The sequence below is a fragment of the Micromonospora pisi genome (assembly GCF_003633685.1).
GTDB classification, from domain to species: Bacteria; Actinomycetota; Actinomycetes; order Mycobacteriales; family Micromonosporaceae; genus Micromonospora_G; species Micromonospora_G pisi.
This window is the reverse complement of record NZ_RBKT01000001.1, coordinates 5,384,274-5,401,930: the sequence shown is the minus strand read 5'-3', so window position 1 is coordinate 5,401,930 and position 17,657 is coordinate 5,384,274. Positions and strand designations below refer to the sequence as shown.

General features: G+C 69.0%; 13 protein-coding genes. 3 read left to right on the top strand and 10 right to left on the bottom strand.

Annotated features, from left to right (window positions below):
• Positions 1-35: 35 nt before the first annotated feature.
• Entirely contained in the window at positions 36-446 is a 411-nt protein-coding gene (locus BDK92_RS23115) for a DUF2243 domain-containing protein (RefSeq protein WP_246017204.1), read from the top strand.
• The gene (locus BDK92_RS23110; protein WP_121158586.1) at positions 443-1,267 is read left to right on the top strand and encodes a cytochrome c oxidase assembly protein; all 825 of its coding nucleotides are present in this window, start codon (positions 443-445) and stop codon (positions 1,265-1,267) included. Before BDK92_RS23115 ends, BDK92_RS23110 begins: the two co-directional genes overlap by 4 nt.
• Positions 1,268-1,352: 85 nt before the next feature.
• Here BDK92_RS23110 and BDK92_RS23105 read toward each other — a convergent pair whose 3' ends face one another.
• The 8 genes from BDK92_RS23105 to BDK92_RS23070 all read right to left on the bottom strand — a co-directional run bounded on the left by BDK92_RS23105 (position 1,353) and on the right by BDK92_RS23070 (position 12,130).
• Entirely contained in the window at positions 1,353-2,900 is a 1,548-nt protein-coding gene (locus tag BDK92_RS23105; protein WP_121158585.1) for an FAD-dependent oxidoreductase, read from the bottom strand.
• A 144-nt stretch (positions 2,901-3,044) separates the two neighbouring features.
• Positions 3,045-3,620: a hemerythrin domain-containing protein gene (locus BDK92_RS23100; RefSeq protein ID WP_121158584.1), complete on the bottom strand. Its 576-nt coding sequence runs from the start codon at positions 3,618-3,620 to the stop codon at positions 3,045-3,047.
• Positions 3,621-3,781: 161 nt separating this feature from the next.
• Positions 3,782-5,248, bottom strand: coding sequence for a glycosyltransferase family 39 protein (locus tag BDK92_RS23095; RefSeq protein WP_121158583.1), 1,467 nt, complete (start codon positions 5,246-5,248; stop codon positions 3,782-3,784).
• On the bottom strand, positions 5,245-6,801 hold the full coding sequence (locus BDK92_RS23090; protein ID WP_121158582.1) for an NAD(P)/FAD-dependent oxidoreductase: 1,557 nt from the start codon (positions 6,799-6,801) through the stop codon (positions 5,245-5,247). Before BDK92_RS23090 ends, BDK92_RS23095 begins: the two co-directional genes overlap by 4 nt.
• A gap of 72 nt (positions 6,802-6,873) precedes the next feature.
• Positions 6,874-8,052: a GTPase HflX gene (gene hflX / locus BDK92_RS23085; RefSeq protein ID WP_121158581.1), complete on the bottom strand. Its 1,179-nt coding sequence runs from the start codon at positions 8,050-8,052 to the stop codon at positions 6,874-6,876.
• Between the two features lie 57 nt (positions 8,053-8,109).
• Positions 8,110-9,132 (bottom strand): glycoside hydrolase family 43 protein, encoded by a 1,023-nt coding sequence (locus BDK92_RS23080; protein ID WP_246017203.1) that lies wholly within the window; start codon positions 9,130-9,132, stop codon positions 8,110-8,112.
• Positions 9,133-9,382: 250 nt separating this feature from the next.
• Positions 9,383-9,646 carry a hypothetical protein gene (locus BDK92_RS23075; RefSeq protein ID WP_121158580.1) on the bottom strand — a complete coding sequence of 88 codons (264 nt, stop codon included), beginning with the start codon at positions 9,644-9,646 and terminating at the stop codon, positions 9,383-9,385.
• Between the two features lie 12 nt (positions 9,647-9,658).
• Positions 9,659-12,130, bottom strand: coding sequence for a DUF4236 domain-containing protein (locus tag BDK92_RS23070; RefSeq protein ID WP_121158579.1), 2,472 nt, complete (start codon positions 12,128-12,130; stop codon positions 9,659-9,661).
• 591 nt (positions 12,131-12,721) lie between these two features.
• Between BDK92_RS23070 and BDK92_RS23065 the strand changes: the two genes are divergently transcribed.
• Positions 12,722-13,150 (top strand): cupredoxin domain-containing protein, encoded by a 429-nt coding sequence (locus BDK92_RS23065; RefSeq protein ID WP_121155307.1) that lies wholly within the window; start codon positions 12,722-12,724, stop codon positions 13,148-13,150.
• A gap of 285 nt (positions 13,151-13,435) precedes the next feature.
• Here the strand turns inward: BDK92_RS23065 and BDK92_RS23060 are convergent, their stop codons facing one another.
• Positions 13,436-14,602 carry an acyl-CoA dehydrogenase family protein gene (locus tag BDK92_RS23060; protein ID WP_121158578.1) on the bottom strand — a complete coding sequence of 389 codons (1,167 nt, stop codon included), beginning with the start codon at positions 14,600-14,602 and terminating at the stop codon, positions 13,436-13,438.
• A gap of 134 nt (positions 14,603-14,736) precedes the next feature.
• A complete protein-coding gene (locus BDK92_RS23055) occupies positions 14,737-17,544 on the bottom strand; it encodes a M14 family zinc carboxypeptidase (protein WP_121158577.1) in 2,808 nt (935 codons plus the stop codon).
• Positions 17,545-17,657: the final 113 nt, after the last annotated feature.

Sequence of the window (17,657 nt, the reverse complement as noted above, 5' to 3'; positions counted from 1 at the left end):
GCCGTGGACGACGGGGTCGTTCGACAGCGGCGACGGTGCTCATCGGCGTAGGAGTGATGGCGGCGGTCGACGAGATCGTCTTCCATCAGCTCCTGCGCTGGCACCACTTCTATGACCGGTCCACGCCCGCCCTGGGTCTGGTCTCCGACGGGCTGCTGCACGCCGCGGAGCTGGTCGCGTTGGTCGCCGGTTTCTTCCTCCTCGCCGACCTGCGCCGCCACGGTTGGCTGGTGCCGGCGTCGGCGTGGGCGGGACTGTTCCTCGGGCTCGGCGGTTTCCAGCTCTTCGACGGCGTTGTCGACCACAAGGTGCTGCGTGTGCACCAGATCCGGTACGGCGTGGAGATCGTCCCGTACGACGTGGCCTGGATCGCCTCGGGCGCGCTACTGCTCGTCGTCGGGGCCCTGCTCGCGCTCCGTACCCGTCGGCCGTCGGACGCCCGATGACGGACGGGTTGGCCCACTCCACGCTGAGCGACGGCGGTCGGGGTTGGCTGCCGATCTTCGCGGTCGTCGTGTTGACCGGGTGCTACCTGGCCGCTGCCGGCCGGGCCCGGCGTACGACGGCCGGATGGCGTCCCCTCCGGGCCGCTTCGTTCGTCGTCGGTGCCGGGCTGCTGGCCGTCGCCTTCTCTCCCGTGGTCGCTTCGGCCGCCCACCACGATGTGCGGGCGCACATGGTGCAGCATCTGCTGGTCGGAATGTACGCCCCGCTCGCGCTCACGCTGGCCGCGCCGATGACGCTGGCGCTGCGAACCCTGCCGGGGTGGGGCCGGCGGGGCGTGACGTCCCTTCTCCGTTCGCGGGTGTCGCATCTGCTGAGCCGTCCGGTGACCGTGCTCCTGCTCAACGTCGGCGGCCTCTACGTGGTCTACCTGACGCCGCTGTACGTCCATGCCCGGACGAACGAGGCACTGCACATCGCCGTACATGTGCACCTGTTCCTCGCCGGATATCTGTTCGCCTGGTTCGCCGCCGGGCCGGACCCGGCTCCTCGGCGGCCCAGCCTGAGTGTGCGGCTCTCGGTGCTCGTCCTGGCCGCTGCCGCGCACGCGGTACTCGCCAAGCTTCTCTACGCCCGGGCATCCCACTGGCCACCCGGTGCCGCCCTCGATCCCGGCAACGTGCGCGACGCGGCACAGCTCATGTACTACGGCGGTGACCTGGCCGAGCTGCTCCTTGCGGTTGCCGTCTTCACTGCCTGGGGCCGCCGACGAACACGCCGCGCGAGACCATCGCACCCCGTGGCCGAGACATCGGTCCGCTGAGTCGCCCGGGACCGGGAGGGGGTCACGAAGCCAGGTGGGCACGCCCGCGACGGCGAGTTGCCTGGACAGTCGTCGGTGGACCGGTCTAGGTCCGTCCGGACTCCTGACCGTCCGGCTCCCGTGGCCGCAGCGGCTTCGTGGCCGGTCCTTGGATCACCGTGCCGTCGGTGCCGAACCGGGAGCCGTGACAGGGACAGTCCCAGGTTTTCTCCACCTCGTTGAAGGCCACGAGGCAGCCCAGATGCGTGCACGTTGCCGAGACCGTGTGCAGGTCCCCCGCGTCGTCGCGGTACGCCGCGCAGCGCTCGCCGGAGATCCGGACGATCGCGCCGTTGCCGGGGGCGATGTCCTCGGGCGAATCGGCGTGGGTGGTGGGACGGATCCGATCCCCGACGAACCGGCGCGCGACGGCGATGTTGGCCTTGAGGAAGTTCCCCGCCTCGACGGTGGGATGGACCCGACGTGGGTCGTAGAGCGCCGCCCACGGTGGAACATCCCCGCCGATCAGGCCGGTCAGTAACCGGCTGGCCATCACCGCGCTGCTCATTCCCCAGGCGTTGAAGCCGGTCGCCACGTACACATGCTCGGCACCGGGATGCAGTCGACCGACGTGGGGCACGTGATCGGTGGTCATGTTGTCCTGCGCCGCCCAGTGGTAGGCGAACGCCTCGACCCGGAACCTCTCGCTGGTCCAGTCGGTCAACGTCGCCAACCGGTCGGCAACGCCGGGAGTCCCGGGCTTGAAGGTCTCACCCGTGACGATCAACAGGCGCCGACCCTCACCGTACGGAGCGGTCCGAACCGACCGGGTGTTCTCCGCTGGCGTCACGTACATGCCGGCCGGGTCGTCGTCGGGATCAATGACCGCGGCCACCACCAACTCACGGCGTGGCTCCAGGCGGGTGAAGAGCGCCGCCCGATCGAAGATCGGGTAGTGGGTGGCGACCACCACCTCACGCGCGGTCACCGTCGCACCGGATTCGCTCGTCAACCGGCACGGCTCTCCCTCGTCCAGGCCGACGATCCGGGTCCGTTCGAATATCTGACCGCCTCGGGCGGTGAGATCCGAGGCCAGGGCGAGCAGGTACCGGCGCGGATGGAACTGTGCCTGCTGCTCGACCCGGATCGCCGCGCCGATCCGGTACGGCAGCCCGGTCTCGGTGACCAACGACGCCGGAAGTCCCGCCGCTGTCGCCGCCTCGACCTCGGCCTCGATCTGCCCCGGGTCCGACTCCGGCGGCAGGTAGGTGAAGGCCGGCAGCCGCTCCAGGTCACACTCGATGTCCAGTTCGGCCACGATCTCCGCCACGTGGGCGATCGCGTCCTGCTGGGACGCGGCGTACTGGCGGGCCGCATCGGCGCCGAAACTCGACCGCAGATGCGCGTAGACCAGCCCATGCTGGGCGGTCAGCTTCGCGGTGGTGTACCCGGTCACGCCACTCGCGACCCGGTCAGCCTCGAAGATCGCCACCTGAAGGCCGGCCCTGACCAACTCCCAGGCCGTACAGAGGCCGGCGATACCACCGCCGACCACCGCGACGTCCACCTCGACGTCCCCCGCCAACGCCGGGAACGACGTCGAACCGGTCGAGTCCATCCAGTACGACTCCGCCACGCCCGAATCCGGTGCCATAAGTCCGGCTGTACCCAGATAGTCGTTCACCCATGCTCAGGGCGAGCGGCCTGCTCGCCGCCCGCCTTCCCGATCGGCTGGTGAGCACTGGTCGACGAGGCACCAGCGGCGGGTGTGGCCGTGGCGACGGATCGCCGGTGTCGCTCAGTCCTGGTCCCGGTGCGACTCACGCCAGTCACGTACGGCGTCGCGCAGCCGGTCGAACAACGCCATCGGCGGGCCCGCGACGAGATTGGCGGTCCTGGACTCACCGCTGTGCGGATGCGGACGGGTCGGAGCCATCGCCTCCGCCGCTCGCAACGCGCCAGCCATCCGCCGCAACTGCTCCGGCGACGAATTCCGCCGCAACGACGGGAACTCCTCCGACTCCTCCCGGCTGGCGTGCTCAACCACCGCGTCGGCGAACGTGGACAGCCGGGAATCGAAGTCCGGGTGCTCCACGCCCAGGTCGTACAGGGCCGACAGCTCCCGCTTGGCCTGATCTTCCTCGTGTCTGCGCTTCTGCACCACATCCGCGCCGCCTTCGATCTTCCGCTCGGCCCGTGGGTGCACCACGATCTCCTCGGCGCTCTCGTGTACCGCCAACAGCCGGACCAGATCCTCGAACAGCTCTCGTTTCTCCGTCCCCTGGGCACGACTCAGCTGGCCGAACAGGGCCTTGATCTGGTTGTGCTGCTCATGCAGCAGGTCGAGCACGTCCTGTTCCTGAATCGTGGTCATGTCGCTTCCTCCTGATGTCCGTCGACTGTTCCGGTCGAGGCCCACAGACGTCCCCGGTTCGACAAGGCCGCCGTCGACGCGCTGGTTGGCTACCCGGTGGGGTACCGCGGAAACCCGGTGGGGAAGCCGACAATCGACCGGTCGGACGGCGATTTCCCCTGCTACCGCTCCCATCGCCAGATTGGCTCCCGGGCGCCTCGGCTGGTCACCTCCGACTGCTGCGCGGGGCCGAGTACGCGTTCCAGCGCGATGCCCAACTGCTGGCAGCGCTCACCGAAAGGCCGGTAGCCGTAGCGGGGGATCAGCCAGACGGCTCCACCGTCGCGCCCAGCGGCGACCTGTTCGGCGAGTCGTACGGGATCCTGGCTCTCGATCCGCTGCTTGTAGTCGATCCAGTCGAGCCGGCCAGGGGTGTCCTGGTGGGGAAAGCTGAGCAGCCGGGGGTGGGCATGCAGCCGCCGGACGATGTCCGGTCCGAGCTGATCGGGGCAGAAGATCACCGTGTCGGCATCGGTGAGGTGACGGTTGAGCACCGCGGCGATGGGTCCGGCGTCGGTACGTTGCCGGGTCACGAGGACCGCGTCCGTCGCCAGCCAGGACAGCGCCAGGCCGGTGACGATCAGGGCCGGCCACCGCCGGGGAAGCAGCGCGGCACCCGTCCCGAGCAGGAGCAGTGCCAGCGGCACCACGACGGCGGTGTAGCGACTGACCACCGCCGACCCGGTCAGCCACGCCACGCCGAAGGCGAGCAGGAGGGTGGCGCCACCAGCCGCGCCGAGCAGTCGGGAACGGCGCCCACCGGTGAGCGCGGCCCAGACAGTCAGTGGCCAGGTGACCAGGAGCAGCACGATCGGCGGTCGCAGGCCGGCAGTCCCCCACTCGGCGACCAGGTGCAGGAGGACCTGGGATCCGCTGCGTCCGGTCCACGGGGTGCCGGTGTGCTGGACCTGATACCGGAAGCTGGGCAGCCAGGGGACGAACAGTACGGCTCCGGCGGCGAGCCCGGCCAGGCTCCAGCCGGCCGCGCGGGACCTGGTTCGCAGCAGCGACACCAGCAGGCCGAGACCGACCACCGGGTAGAGGAACAACGACCAGTAGTGGGTCAGCAGCAGCAGCCCGACGACCAGGGCCAGGAGTGCGGCAGGCGCTGGTCCGGGCCGTCGGTACACCCGCTCGAGGCAGAGCACCCCGAGCAGCACCAGCAGCACCTCCAGGGCGTACGGCCGGGCCTCGGTGGCGTACCGCACCAACCACGGGTTCGCCGCTGCCAGCGCCAGTGTGGCCAGTCCTGCCGCCGAGCGTCTCGCCAGAAGGTAGAAGAGCGGCAGCGCGGCGACCGCGAACAGGCCGGACAGGGCGCGTACGGCCCAGTCCCCGGTGCCGACAAGACCGATCCAGCCGTGCAGCAGCAGGTAGTACAGCGGGGGTGCGGCGTCGGCACGTAACGCGTCGAAGAGCTGGGGAAGGGGCAGCTCACTGATCGCGACGCTCTGCGCCTCGTCCAGCCACAACGGGGAGGTCGCCAGGAAACGCAGCAGGATTCCGCTGATCAGCAGCAGCAGGACCGATACGACCAGCGCCGGGTGTGCGCGCCAGGGGTGGCGCCGTGAGGGGCTGGCCGTGCTCATCGCCCACCCTGGGACGCCTCCGCGAACGTCGGTGCCGCCCGGCCGCCTCCGCTGGACGCCTCGGCCTTCTGCTCGTGGTAGTCGGACTCCACGTTGACCGACCACAGGTCGTGGTCCGCGCCGGTGATGTTCTCGACCGCCAGCATCGCGGTCAGCATCGAGTGGTCCTGGTTGTTGTACTTGTGCATGCCGTTGCGCCCGACCGGGTAGACGTTCGGGGCCACCCGCTCCAGCCAGCGCCGCAGCACCTCGACGTGCTCGGCGTACCCGGCGTCGTAGACCGGGTACGCCTTCGGGACCCGGACGACGTACCCGGCCTCCACCTCGCCCTCGACCAGGCCGAGACTGGTCAGCTCCCGGGCGGCAAGTGCGATCAGGTCCGCGTCCGGGGTCTGCCACAGGTCGTCGCCCTCGTTGACGAAGTACTCCAGTCCGAGGCAGGTGTAGCCGTCCTTCACCAGGTACGGCGACCAGGAGCCGAAGTTCTGCACCCGCCCCACCCGTACGCCCGGCGTGTGCACGTAGATCCAGTTGTCCGGGAACACGTCCTGGACCGGCAGCACGAGTGCGACCGTCAGGAAGTCGCGGTAGCTCAGCCCCCGGGCGGCCCGCTCGACCTCTGCCGGCGGGTCCATCATCAGGACGAGTTCGGTCAGTGGCATGGACGAGATCAGACGGTCACACGCGATGAACTCGGGCTTGCCGTCGTGGGAGACCGTCAACCCGGTGACCCGTCCGCCGGCCCGGCGGATGTCGCGCACCGGGCGGTGCAGGCGCACCTCGCCTCCGCCGGCCTCGACCAACTCCCGGGCCCGCTGCCACATCATGCCCGGACCGAGGCGCGGGTACTCGAACTCGTCGATGAGCGTGGTGATCTCCTGCCGGCCCCGCCGCAGTTTGGACGGGCGCAGCGCCTCGCGTACCGCGCCCCCCAGTGACAGGTTCTTGATCCGCTGTGCCGCCCAGTCCGCCTGGATCTGGTTGCCCGGCACGCCCCACACCTTCTCGGTGTACGTCTTGAAGAACATGCCGTACAGGCGCCGGCCGAACCGGGCGCTGACCCAGCCTTCGAAGGTGCTCTGATCACGCGGCGGACGGATCCGCACCCACCCGTACGAGCCGACGCACCGCATCGCCTCCAGCAGTCCGAGGTTACGTAGCGCGTTCATCGGCTTGAGCGGGTAGTCGTACAGGCGGCCCTGGTACAGGATGCGGCTCATCCGGGGTCGGCTCAGGAAATCCTGTTCCGGCAGGATCTCGTGCCACAGTTCGCGTACCTCGTCGACCTTGGTGAAGAAACGATGGCCGCCCAGGTCGAAACGCCATCCGTCGCGCTCCACGGTCCGGCTGATTCCGCCCACCTCGCCACTGGCCTCGAGCACCAGGGGCCGGTAGCCCGCCCGGATCAGCATCAGCGCGGCGGTCAACCCGGCCGGTCCGGCACCGACCACGACGACCGACTCCCGGTCGTCCTGGCCCGTCCCCGCCGGTCCGCCCGCCGTGGCCGCCCCGTGCCCTGCCCCACCGGTTCCGCCGGCCCGCCTGCTGTCCACGGCGCTACCTTCCCCAATTGTGGGGAGCGAACCGCCCCGGACCGGTTCTCGGCGGGAGGCGTCGACGGAGGGTCACCTGGACGGGCTCGGTGTCCCGGTGCCGACCTCCCTGAGCCGGGCGGCAAGCGCGGTACGTAGTTCGCCGACGCCCGCCCCGGTCAGCGCCGACACCGCCAGCGCGTCGGGGTACCTCCGTCGCAAGGTGGTCAACTGCTCCTGCGGTGCTACGTCGATCTTGTTGAGCACGAGGAGCTCCGGCACATCCCCCGCACCGATCTCACGCAGCACGTCGTGCACCGTGGCGATCTGGTTCGCCGCGTCCGGCGCCGAGGCGTCGACCACGTGTACGGCCAGGTCACTCCTGCTGACCTCCTCCAACGTCGAGCGGAAGGCGTCGACCAGTTGGTGGGGCAGGTAGCGGACGAAACCCACGGTGTCGGCGAGTGTGGCGACGATGTCGTCGACCCTGATCCGGCGCACCGTCGGGTCGAGGGTGGCGAAGAGTACGTCCTCGACGAGAACGTCCGCCCCGGTCAGGCGGTTGAGCAGGGCTGACTTTCCCGCGTTCGTGTAGCCGGTGATCGCCACGGAGGGCACCCGGTTGCGGGTGCGGCGCCGACGGGTCTGCTCCCGTCGCCGGGACAGCTCCCGCACCCGCTCGCCCAGCCGGGAAGCCCGCTGCCGCAGCCGGCGCCGCTGCGTCTCCAAGCGCTGTTCACCCGGGCCACGGACGCCCATACCGGCGCCGCCGGCGACCCGGCCACCACCGACCCGGGAAAGCCCTCGGCCGTCGCCACGCAGGCGGGGCAACTGGTACGCGATCTGGGCCAACTCCACCTGGAGGCGTCCCTCGCTGGTGCGGGCGTGTTCGGCGAAGACGTCCAGAATGAGCGCGGTACGGTCGACAACCCGCACCCCGACCTGTTCCTCCAGGTTGCGCACCTGGCCGGGGGTCAACTCTCCGTCGGCGATCACCAGATCGGCGTGGCCCCGTTCGGCCGCCTCGGTCAACTCCTGTACCTTCCCGGCGCCGACGTAGGTGGCGGAGTCGGGTCGGGGACGGCTCTGCACGACCGCGTCCACGACGGTGAGCCCGTCGGTGTCCGCCAGCCGTTCCAACTCCGCCAGCGAGAGTTCGGTACCCGAGCCGCTGTCCTGCGGGTCGGCCTCGTTACGAACCGCCACCAGCACCGCCCTGGGCCGGTCCGCCCTGGTCGCCGCATCGGATCCCAACAACCACGCTCCCGCCATCAGCCCTCCCCGACGCAGTGTCGTCAGGACCTACCCGGTCACGGATGGGCCATGCGTTCAGGGTGCCGGCGCGGCCGGCACCGGGCGCGGCTGGAGAGCCGCCGTCGGCCCGTGCACCTGCGGGCGACCGCCGTCCCAGGTGACCCTGTCCAGCCAGAGCTGCCGACCGGGGTCGGCCTTCCCCTCACGGCCGGGCTGCCAGGCGTGGTAGAGCAGCCAGGTCTGGCCGGCGTACTCGATCATCGAGGCGTGTCCCGGGCCGGTGGCGACCGCGTTCGATCGCAGGATGGGATTCTCCGGGGCGTCGACGCAGGGGCCTGTCGGGTCGTCGCAGACCGCGTAGCCCTCGGCGTAGCTGCTCCGGTCGTAGGTGTTGGCGGCGAAGAAGAGGAACAGGCGCCCGTCGTGCCGCCAGAAGAACGGCCCTTCGACCAGCGGTCCCTCCCATGCCTTCGTCTGCTTCAGCAGGTGGTGGGGTTCACCCACGAGGCGCAGGCCGTCGTCGGAGAGGCGTTGGGAGGTGAGCCAGGTGTCCGCACCGATCGCGTTGCCGTCGTTCTTCCAGAGCAGCCAGAGTGTGCCGTCGCTGTCCCGGTAAGGGCTCGGGTCGATCGCCCCACCCTCGTGTGTGGGGCAGATCAGCGGCGCTGGCGAGTCGTCCCGGTACGGCCCCTGGGGTTCGGTGGCCACCGCCCGCCCGATGCACTCGAGGCCGGACGTCCGGTCGGCGGCGGTGTAGTAGAGCAGGTAACGGGTGGGTGCCAGGGCGATGATCTCGGGCGCCCAGGTCCGACCGGTATCGGCCCAGGACGGCAGGTTGGGCAGGGCGTCGCCCGCCGGGCTCCAGCTGACCAGGTCGGATGAGGTCAGCATCGGCACGTTCTGTCCGCCGTTGTTGGTGTGCACCAGATACCAGGTCTCGCCCACCCGGATCGCCTGCGGGTCGGGGGTGTCGCCCTGGTGCACGGGGTTGCTGAACATTGTGGGGGTGTCGCGGGGAGCTGCCGTGGAACCACCCCGGTTGCCCGCCCAGCCGCCCACGGAGAGCGCGAGCAGGACCAGCGCGAGTACGGCGATCACCCACCGACTCCGGTGAACCGATCGGCCGGGCAACCGCAGAGCACGAAAGTGGATCAAGGGGACTCATCCGGAGTAGCGGGGGAAGCGACAGAGAGCACAACAATTGCCGCAGAACGAATAGTCCCGGCTTGGATATGTCAATGCAAAAGACGGTGAGGGCGGCAGCAAGGGGCTGAAACGGTACGGCCCGCCACGGCAGGGCGATCCGCGACCGAACCGTACGGATCAGGAGAGATCGGCAGTGCCGGCGTCAGCCGCTGGAGGTGAGCAGGTCGGATTCATCGGGCGTACCTTCCCGCCGTTGGACGCGGTTATTCCACCGTTCGCCCGGCGGCGCCCGGATGACGCGGCGGTCGATGAGGAGAACGACGACGGTCCTCGCTTCCAAAACCGCCGCCGGACGTCCTACCGCAGGCGCGGAACAGCAGCACTCCTCCCGCACGTCCGGGTCGATGTCGACCTCGTGCGACCACTCGTCGGTGTCGGCGTCCGGCTGAGCGGCCCACACCCGCACGGCCAGCGAGCGTCAGCAGAAGCGGGTGGGACACAGCCGCCCAGGAACGTTGACGTCGTCATCGCCGTCGTTGTTGTCCGGAAGCGAGGGAACCGAGTCGCTGCCGCCAGACGACGGGCTGTCGGGCCCATCCTTGACGGTGACGATGATCAGCTGCCCGGTACGGAGTTTCCGCTCCGCCGTGGGGACGCTGCCGACGACGAGGCCGGTGTATGCCTGCTTCAACCCGGCCCGGGCTGTCTTCTCCTCCGCCGGCTCCCAACCGTCGAAGTTCTCGTTCGGGTCGCGAGCATCCTTGGGCGTCTTGTTCTTGGCATAGCGCAGCTCGACCAGTTCAGACATGCCGTCGAGAGGCTCCCCCTCGCCAGTCAGATCGAGAGCATCTGCGCCCGCCTTGATCTTCGGCATGACCGGATGCTGGGCGAACCAGGCGGCCTCGCTGTTCTTGAGCAGGAACATCTCAATCTTCAGGCCCGGCCCGATGGAGGTGCCGGCGGCGGGAAGCGTCCCGACGACGGTCCAGTTGTCCCTCATCCAGACGTCGCGGTCCAGCGGCGACCGGTCCTGGTGCGACGGCGCGACGTCAGTGGTCAGGGCGTACAGCGCCTGTTCCGCGTCTGGTAGGCGCCGGCCGACGAGGTCGGGCATCACCTCTGCGACGGTGGTCGCCGGAGGCGTAGAGGTGACGGCCGGCGCGGTCACCGACGGATCGGGTACGGGCGGCGCCGTTGCCACAGCCTGTGAGTTCACCGGTGCGGCCGCGCGGGAACCCGTGGGGTACACGTTCACGATGACGACAAGCAGGGCGATGAGCGCGGCGGTCGCGGGGACGTTGAGTCGCCGGGGCGGCGCCACCGGCTCGGCGCCACGAGGAGGCACCGTCCAGCCGTACAGCGTCAGCGCCACGATCCAGCAGATCAGCGACGAGCCGATGAAGGCCACGACGTCGCGGGACACCGATCCGCCGTAGAGCCACCGATCGCCGGCAAGCAGTGCCGGACCGGCTGCCCACATCACCGCCAGCAGGTAGAACAGCCGTGATCCGGAGTTGCCGGCGGGCGGCGCCGCACCGCGTTTGACCATGCGCAGTCGCAGTAGGAGCAGACCGGTCGTCGGGTAGACGAGCATGCTGGTCGCGATGTGGCGGTGGTCGGTCCAGACGCCGTTGTAGGCGTGCCAGAACGGCGAGCAGAGGAAAGTCCAACCGAACAGCAGGAGGAAGGGACGCGGGCGTTTGCCGTCCGGCGGGGAGGTAACGGCCGATGATGCCGTGACCTCCTGTTTCTGGTCGGCGGGCGGCTCGGACAGCCGGGCAAGGAACGCGGTGACGGACGGGTCCTGTCGGATCTGCTTCTCGGTGAACGGTTCGGGGAACCCGGAGACGCTGTTGGTCTCCTCCCCTGCTGAGTCTTGGACAATGTCGGTGGCGCCGGCCTGGTCCCACCGGATGCTGGTGAGTGCGTCACGGGTGACACGCAGCGCGTACAGGCCCGAGTGTCGGGGCGTCCCGTACGAGTCCTCGCCGTCCTGGCGCAGCACGACGACGCGGGCCGCGCTCAGCCCGGGTGCCGCCGCGAACGCCTGCCGTGCCGCCGCCAACGCAGTTCCGCAGACGTGCTCGCGGTAGAGCCGGACCCGGTCGGAGAGGGACCGGCTGCGGATGAGGACATACCCGTTGACGCTCTTCAGTGCTTCGTCACCGGGGACGACGTCGTCCATGTGGCCGACGGTCGCGACCAGTGCGATCTGGCCGTCCTCGACGCTGACCGTCGCCACCGCGGTCTTTTGGCGGGCGAACGCGGCCGCCACCGTCTCGCGAACCGTCACCGGGTGGTTGTCACACAGTTTCTGCCAGCGTTCGTCGAGGCGCTGCTGTTCCTCTGCCTGGGCCTGCTCGCGTTCCGCGAACACCTGGGCGACCTGTACGTCCGCGAGCTCGCGCGCACGCCGGACGGCTGCGGCCCGCGCCTGACGCTGCCACGGCCGGACCCCGTCGAGTTCCTGTCGGCGCGCACGCAGGTAGATCGGCAGCCGGGCCGGGCGGCGGGCCGGAACCGCGATCGGCCGAACAGCCTCCGGGACGGAACCACGGTGCACACTCGTGATCTTGTGAATCTGCCGGTCGATCTGCCGGGCGATCCGTACGCGTCCGTTGTTCTCGGCGGTACCGCTGCCGCTGCCGGTTGGCCTGGTCGGGCGCTGCCGGACGGACGGCGTGGCCGACTTGCCGCGTTGCACGCTCTTACCCTTGCTCTTGCCGTTCCCCGTGCCGCCGCTGGTGACGTATCCGACCGGGCCGACGCCGGTCGAGAATCTGGTCTTCCCGGCGCCGATGTGCACTCGCGCCGCGCGTGGTCCGATGCTGGTCCGGATGCCCCGCTTGGAGGTACGAATCCGGACACCAGGCGCGATCTTGAACGAGAACCCCACAACCTCAGAGCTTATGATCTTGAAAGCGGGTGACGATCTCCGCCGGACCGCCACCTTCCCGTAACCGCGCGTGCCGAACTACCCGGATCTGCCCCAACTGGGGCAATTTAACGAATCCTCCACCCGGAGACCGTGCCGTTGGCCTACGTGCAAGCAGGCCAACGGCTTACTTGAGGAGCTGCCGCGCCATCACGACGCGCCGCACCTGGTTCCGTACCCTCGTAAATCTGGGTGATCTTGGAATCGCAGCACTCTGACCTGCAATAACACCCTCTGACAGGTGGCCGGACCAGCATTTGCCCAGAGTCCCAGATCCCGACATTACGGGCCACAGTGCAGGCTGTGGTGCAGCGCCCTGTCGGCGCCACGTGAACGCCGATGGCCTCACCACCGGTCGTGGGCGGAAGACCCCCGCGCGCGCGAACGGGCCCTCCGGCAGCGCGTCGAGATCGTCGCTGGCAGTCGGCGAGGTCAGGTCGACCCAACCCGACGAAATCGGTCGCCGGCGCCAGCTCCAGGAACTCGCGTGTCTCGTGGACCCTGGAGAGCCCCGCGCTCCCGCCCAAACGCTCCGGACTTATCTTCCGATTGCGGGGCACATCAGGCCCAAACCGGTAATCTTGGCATGGATCGGAGGGCCGAGCGATGGGCGCATTCAAGCGCAGAATCATGCTGGTGTTGGCGGCCGGAGCGGGAGGTGCACTCCTGCTCGCCGGCTGCGGCGGCGGGGATTCTCCCACCCCGAGCAGCACTAGCAGCGGCACCGGCTCTCCCGCAGCCTCGTCGGCGGCGACGGGGACCAAGGTCACGGCAACGGAGAAGGAATTCTCGATCACCCTGTCGACAACCACGTTCACGCCCGGCGTGTACACCTTCGAGGTGGTAAACCAGGGGACGATGTTGCATAACTTGACGATCAAGGGCCCGGGAGTCGACACCCAGGCCTCACCCAACGTGCAGGCAGGCGCCACCGGCCAGGTCACGGTGACCCTGCAGCAAGGCTCCTACGAACTATGGTGCTCCCTCGATAACCACAAAGCACTAGGCATGGACACGACGATCCAGGTCGGCTGAGGATGCACCGCGGCAGGCCACCAAGAGTCAGATTGGCGTTCCATCTGGTGATTAACCGGGTGACGCTCGGTGCGGACGCCAGCGCTGCCGAGTACCCCTGAGCGGTAACCAATCAGATGATCACGTAGGTCGGCCCACAAAGGCTGATGTTGCTCGATTAATCGCAATGCCTCAGCTCACAGGCCAGCATTTGGCCAGCATGACGTTCGAGAAGATCCAAGATCAGTCGAAGTCAACCGAAAGATCAACTCACCCATCAACATGGCCTTGAGCTGGGAAAATAACCTAAGAGACGCCGTTGAGCAGCTGCCTCGCCATGACAATCCGCTGCACTTGATTTGTGCCCTCGTAGATCTGGGTGATCTTGGCGTCCCGCATCATCCGCTCCAGCGGGTAGTCCCGGGTGTAGCCGTAGCCGCCGAGCAACTGGACCGCGTCGGTGGTGATCTCCATCGCGGCGTCCGAGGCGAAACACTTCGCCGCAGCACCGAAATAGGTCAGGTCCGCGTCGCCCCGCTCCGACTTGCCGGCCGCCGTGTACGTCAGTTCACGGGCCGCCGCCAGTTTCATGCCCATGTCCGCGAGCATGAACTGGATGCCCTGGAAGTCCGCCACCGGCTTGCCGAACTGCTTGCGTTCCTTGACGTACCCGAGGGCGTAGTCGAGCGCGCCCTGGGCGATGCCGAGCGCCTGCGCGGCGATGGTGACCCGGGTGTGGTCCAGGGTGCGCATCGCGGTGGCGAACCCGGTGCCGGGCGCGCCGATCATGCGGTCGGCCGGAATCCGTACGCTGTCGAAGTAGACCTCACGGGTCGGCGAACCCTTGATGCCGAGCTTCTTCTCGGGGGCACCGAAGCTGACCCCCCGGTCGGACCGCTCGACCACGAAGGCGGAGATGCCCCGGGAGCGGGCGGTCGGGTCGGTCACCGCGAAGACGGTGTAGTACTCCGAGACACCGGCGTTGGTGATCCAGCGCTTGACCCCGTCGAGCACGTAGTGGTCCCCGTCGAGCGTGGCGCGGGTGGTCATCGAGGCGGCGTCGCTGCCCGCCTCCGGTTCGGAGAGGCAGTACGAGAACATCGCCTCGCCCCTGGCGACCGGGGGCAGGTAGCGCCGCTTGAGCTCCTCGGAGCCGGCCAGCAGCAGCGGCATGGTGCCGAGCTTGTTCACCGCCGGGATCAGCGAGGACGACGCGCAGGCCCGGGCCACCTCCTCGATCACGATGGCGGTGGCGAGGGCGTCCGCGCCGGCACCGCCGTACTCCTCGGGGATGTGCGGGGCGTGGAAGTCGGCGGCACGAAGTGCCTCGTACGACGCCTTGGGGAACTCACCGGTCTCGTCGGCCTCGGCGGCGTGCGGCGCGACCCTGGCGTCACAGACGGCCCGGACCGCCTCCCGGATCGTCCCGTGCTCCTCGGGCAACTGGTAGACGTCGAACGCTTCGGTGCTCATCGCGGCCCTCCCCTGGGGAACACATCGTGGACCCAGTTGTACCGCGCGCGGGTGGGGTGGGGCTACTGAACGGTAATAAAGTTCACTAGCCCCACCCCCGGGTGCACCCCGGTCGACCGGGGTGCACCCGTTTCTCAGCCGATCAGCGAACGCACCGGGATACCGCTGGTACGCAGCTCCCGGACCAGGTCACCCAGGTACGGGTGCTCGTCGGACTGGAGTCCGTCCGGGTTCGGGACGACCAGGAAGGTCGAACCGTTGGCGACCGACGCGCGGGCGTCACCGGTGTACTTCCCGATCACGGCCTCGGCCCGGGCCTGGTCGGCGGCGGCCACCTCGATGGTGATCGGCCGCCACTGTCCGCCCAGGTTCTCCGGTGCCGGCGCGGCGGCGGCCGCCGCGCGGGCCGGCTCGACCGCGTCAGTCCGGCGCAGCCCGGCGGTTGCCGTCCCGGCCGGGGCGAGCAGCGCGTTCGCGACCAGGTGCAGGCCGCTCTCGTTGTACGCCCGGAACAGCGGGTTGAACGCGAAGAGCACCGCGTGCCCGGCCCCGGTCGGCTCGTCGACCAGCGCCACCGTGCCCTTGAGCAGATCCTCGCCAACGGTGTAGCCGTTGTGCCAGAACCGGTCGTCCGACGGGTAGGTGAGGACGTTCACGCCGGTCGTACTCGGCCGCAGCACGGAGTCGCCGTTGTTGAACTCGAAGTCCTCCGCCGGCCGACCCAGCGCCACCGGGCTGGTCTGGTCGACGTCCACCCGCAGGTGCGAGCCGACCATGGTGTAGCCGGCCGGCTTGGTGACCTCGGTGGTCGAGGTCAGGCCAGCCGCCCGCGCCATCCGGGTCCCCTGGTTGCGCAGCCCGATGTAGGTGTTACCGGCCGCGATCCAGGCCCGCAGGTTCGCCTGCCCGGCAGCGGTCAGCCCACCGGTGGCGTTGCTGCCGTCCGGCACCAGCAGGGTGCTCCGGTCGCGGAACCGGGCGGTGTTGTCGTTGATGTCCGCGGTGGTCACCGTGGTCAGGTCGAGATCCCACTGGTCACCGAGGACGAACCGCGCCTCGCCGTACGAGCCGGAGGTGGTGCTGATCCCGGTGCCGGCGAAGAGCCCGACGTCGGGCCGGGTCAGCTTGGTGCCGGCCGGCGGCTGCTTGCTCGGGTGCAGGGTCACCCCGTAGGACGCGGCGAGCTTGTCCAGCTTGGGGGTGAGCCGGGCGGAGCGCATGCCGACCACGCCGGTGTTCAGGTCACGCAGCAGCGGGATGTCCTTGCCGAGCAGTTCGAAGGTGAACTTCGCCGCCGCGGCCGAGTCGAGCTTCCAGTTGTACGAACCGCCGTCCGCCACGATCGAACTGGTGCCGCCCTTGTTCTCCTTGACCCGGTTGGCCCGGGGGTTCACCTCGTCGCCGGTGTAGATCGCGTTGATCCCCATCAGCAGCGGGTTGCTCCACGACGAGACGTCGTAGAAGTACGGGAACGGGGTGTACGGGTCCTCGCCGAGGGTGGCCTGGATCCAGTGCTTCTGCGGCTGGTTCATCTTGATCCAGTACGCGCCCTCGGGAACGACGATGTTGCTCGCGGTACGGCCACCGAAGATCTTCGCAGTCGGTACGGTCACCGGCTCCTTGAGTTCGTAGACCTCGACATCCATCTTGCGCAGCCGCTCGACCAGGGCCCGTACGTCGGCGAGCTGCCGGTCGGGCAGGAGGAAGTACGACTTGATGTTGGTGTCCGGAACCGGGAACTGCACCTCGTTGGTGGGCTGGACCACCTCGTTCGGCTGGAGCGTGCCGGCGGCACCCTCGGCCAGGGCGTCCTGCCAGATCTTGTAGTAGCTGTTCAGCACCTCGCGCTTGTTCGCCGCGGCCCAGCCGAGCGTCGCCCACTGCGTGTTGAACTGCTGCTGCACCCGGTCCTGGACCGCCGAGGAGCTGCCCTTCTCGAAGGTCATGCCGGCGGCGCCGAACCCGGTGGCCGGGACGGTGTCGCCGTACCCCATGAAGAACAGGTCATAGGTGTCGTAGTTGAAGTAGCACTCGGTGGTGACGGTGTCGGTGCAGGCACCGTTGTAGCCGAAGCCGGCCTTGTTGGCGTCGCCGATCCGGTTGATCCAGTCGACCACCTCGCTGGAGATCTCGTGGTGGATCGGGTCGGCGTTCGGCGGGAAGAAGTACTCCCGTCCGCCCATCTCGTGAGCGTCGATGTAGACCTGCGGCGGGTACTCCCGCAGCATCTCCAGCTTCGCGTCGGTCTCCGGTTGGGTCCGGGAGAACCAGTCCCGGTTCAGGTCGAAGCCGAACTCGTTCTGCCGCCGGCTGGCGTCGCGACCGTCCGGGTTCTGGCTCGGCACGATGATCGTGACGAGTTCCTCGTTGCGCTTCTCGACCTCACAGGAGAGGCCGGCGGCCAACTCGTAGAGGGTCTTCAGCGCCGCGTCGGCGCCGCTCTTCTCGCCACCGTGCACGTTGCCGGTGACCCAGACGATCGCCGGGCCGCGCTGGGCGATCCCGGCCGCCTTCGCCGGACTGGTGATCCGCGGATCCCGGAGGTCCTTGATCGACTCGGTGATCGCGTCCAGCTCGGCCGGCTTGACGTGCTTGGGGTTGGAGACGATCGCGTACGGCAGCGCCTGGCCGAGGACGCTGGTCGCCATGGTGCCGGTGACCACCCGGTCGGAGGCGGCGTCGACCACCGTCAGGTAGGAACGGATCTCGTCGCTGGTGACCACCCGCTGCTGACCGGTGCCGAGCGGGAAGCCCAGAGCCGCCTCCGGGCTGGGTACCGAGTCCAGGTGGGCGGTCGGATCGGGGAGGCAGGCGGGCGCGGGGGTAACCGCCTGAGCAGCGGTAACGTTGAGCAGGGGCAGGAGCGACGCGGCCAGGGTGACCGCAGCCCCGGCGGCGAACCGGCGGCGGGCCGGCAGGCGACTGGCTAGGGATTTTCTCATGTAGTACTTTTGTCCCCTTCTGCGAAGCGGGCGTCAGGTGGCTCGGAGCCTAGGGGTCGCTCAAAGACAGGGCAAGATCAATTTGGGCGAGCCGGGATCGGGCGAACGGTCGC

Coding starts and splice junctions, on each gene's coding strand:
- BDK92_RS23100 (WP_121158584.1), bottom strand. CDS start 3,620: ATGACCACGATTCAGGAACAGGACGTGCTCGACCTGCTGCATGAGCAG.
- BDK92_RS23110 (WP_121158586.1), top strand. CDS start 443: ATGACGGACGGGTTGGCCCACTCCACGCTGAGCGACGGCGGTCGGGGT.
- hflX (WP_121158581.1), bottom strand. CDS start 8,052: ATGGCGGGAGCGTGGTTGTTGGGATCCGATGCGGCGACCAGGGCGGAC.
- BDK92_RS23060 (WP_121158578.1), bottom strand. CDS start 14,602: ATGAGCACCGAAGCGTTCGACGTCTACCAGTTGCCCGAGGAGCACGGG.
- BDK92_RS23105 (WP_121158585.1), bottom strand. CDS start 2,900: ATGGCACCGGATTCGGGCGTGGCGGAGTCGTACTGGATGGACTCGACC.
- BDK92_RS23055 (WP_121158577.1), bottom strand. CDS start 17,544: ATGAGAAAATCCCTAGCCAGTCGCCTGCCGGCCCGCCGCCGGTTCGCC.
- BDK92_RS23095 (WP_121158583.1), bottom strand. CDS start 5,248: ATGAGCACGGCCAGCCCCTCACGGCGCCACCCCTGGCGCGCACACCCG.
- BDK92_RS23065 (WP_121155307.1), top strand. CDS start 12,722: ATGGGCGCATTCAAGCGCAGAATCATGCTGGTGTTGGCGGCCGGAGCG.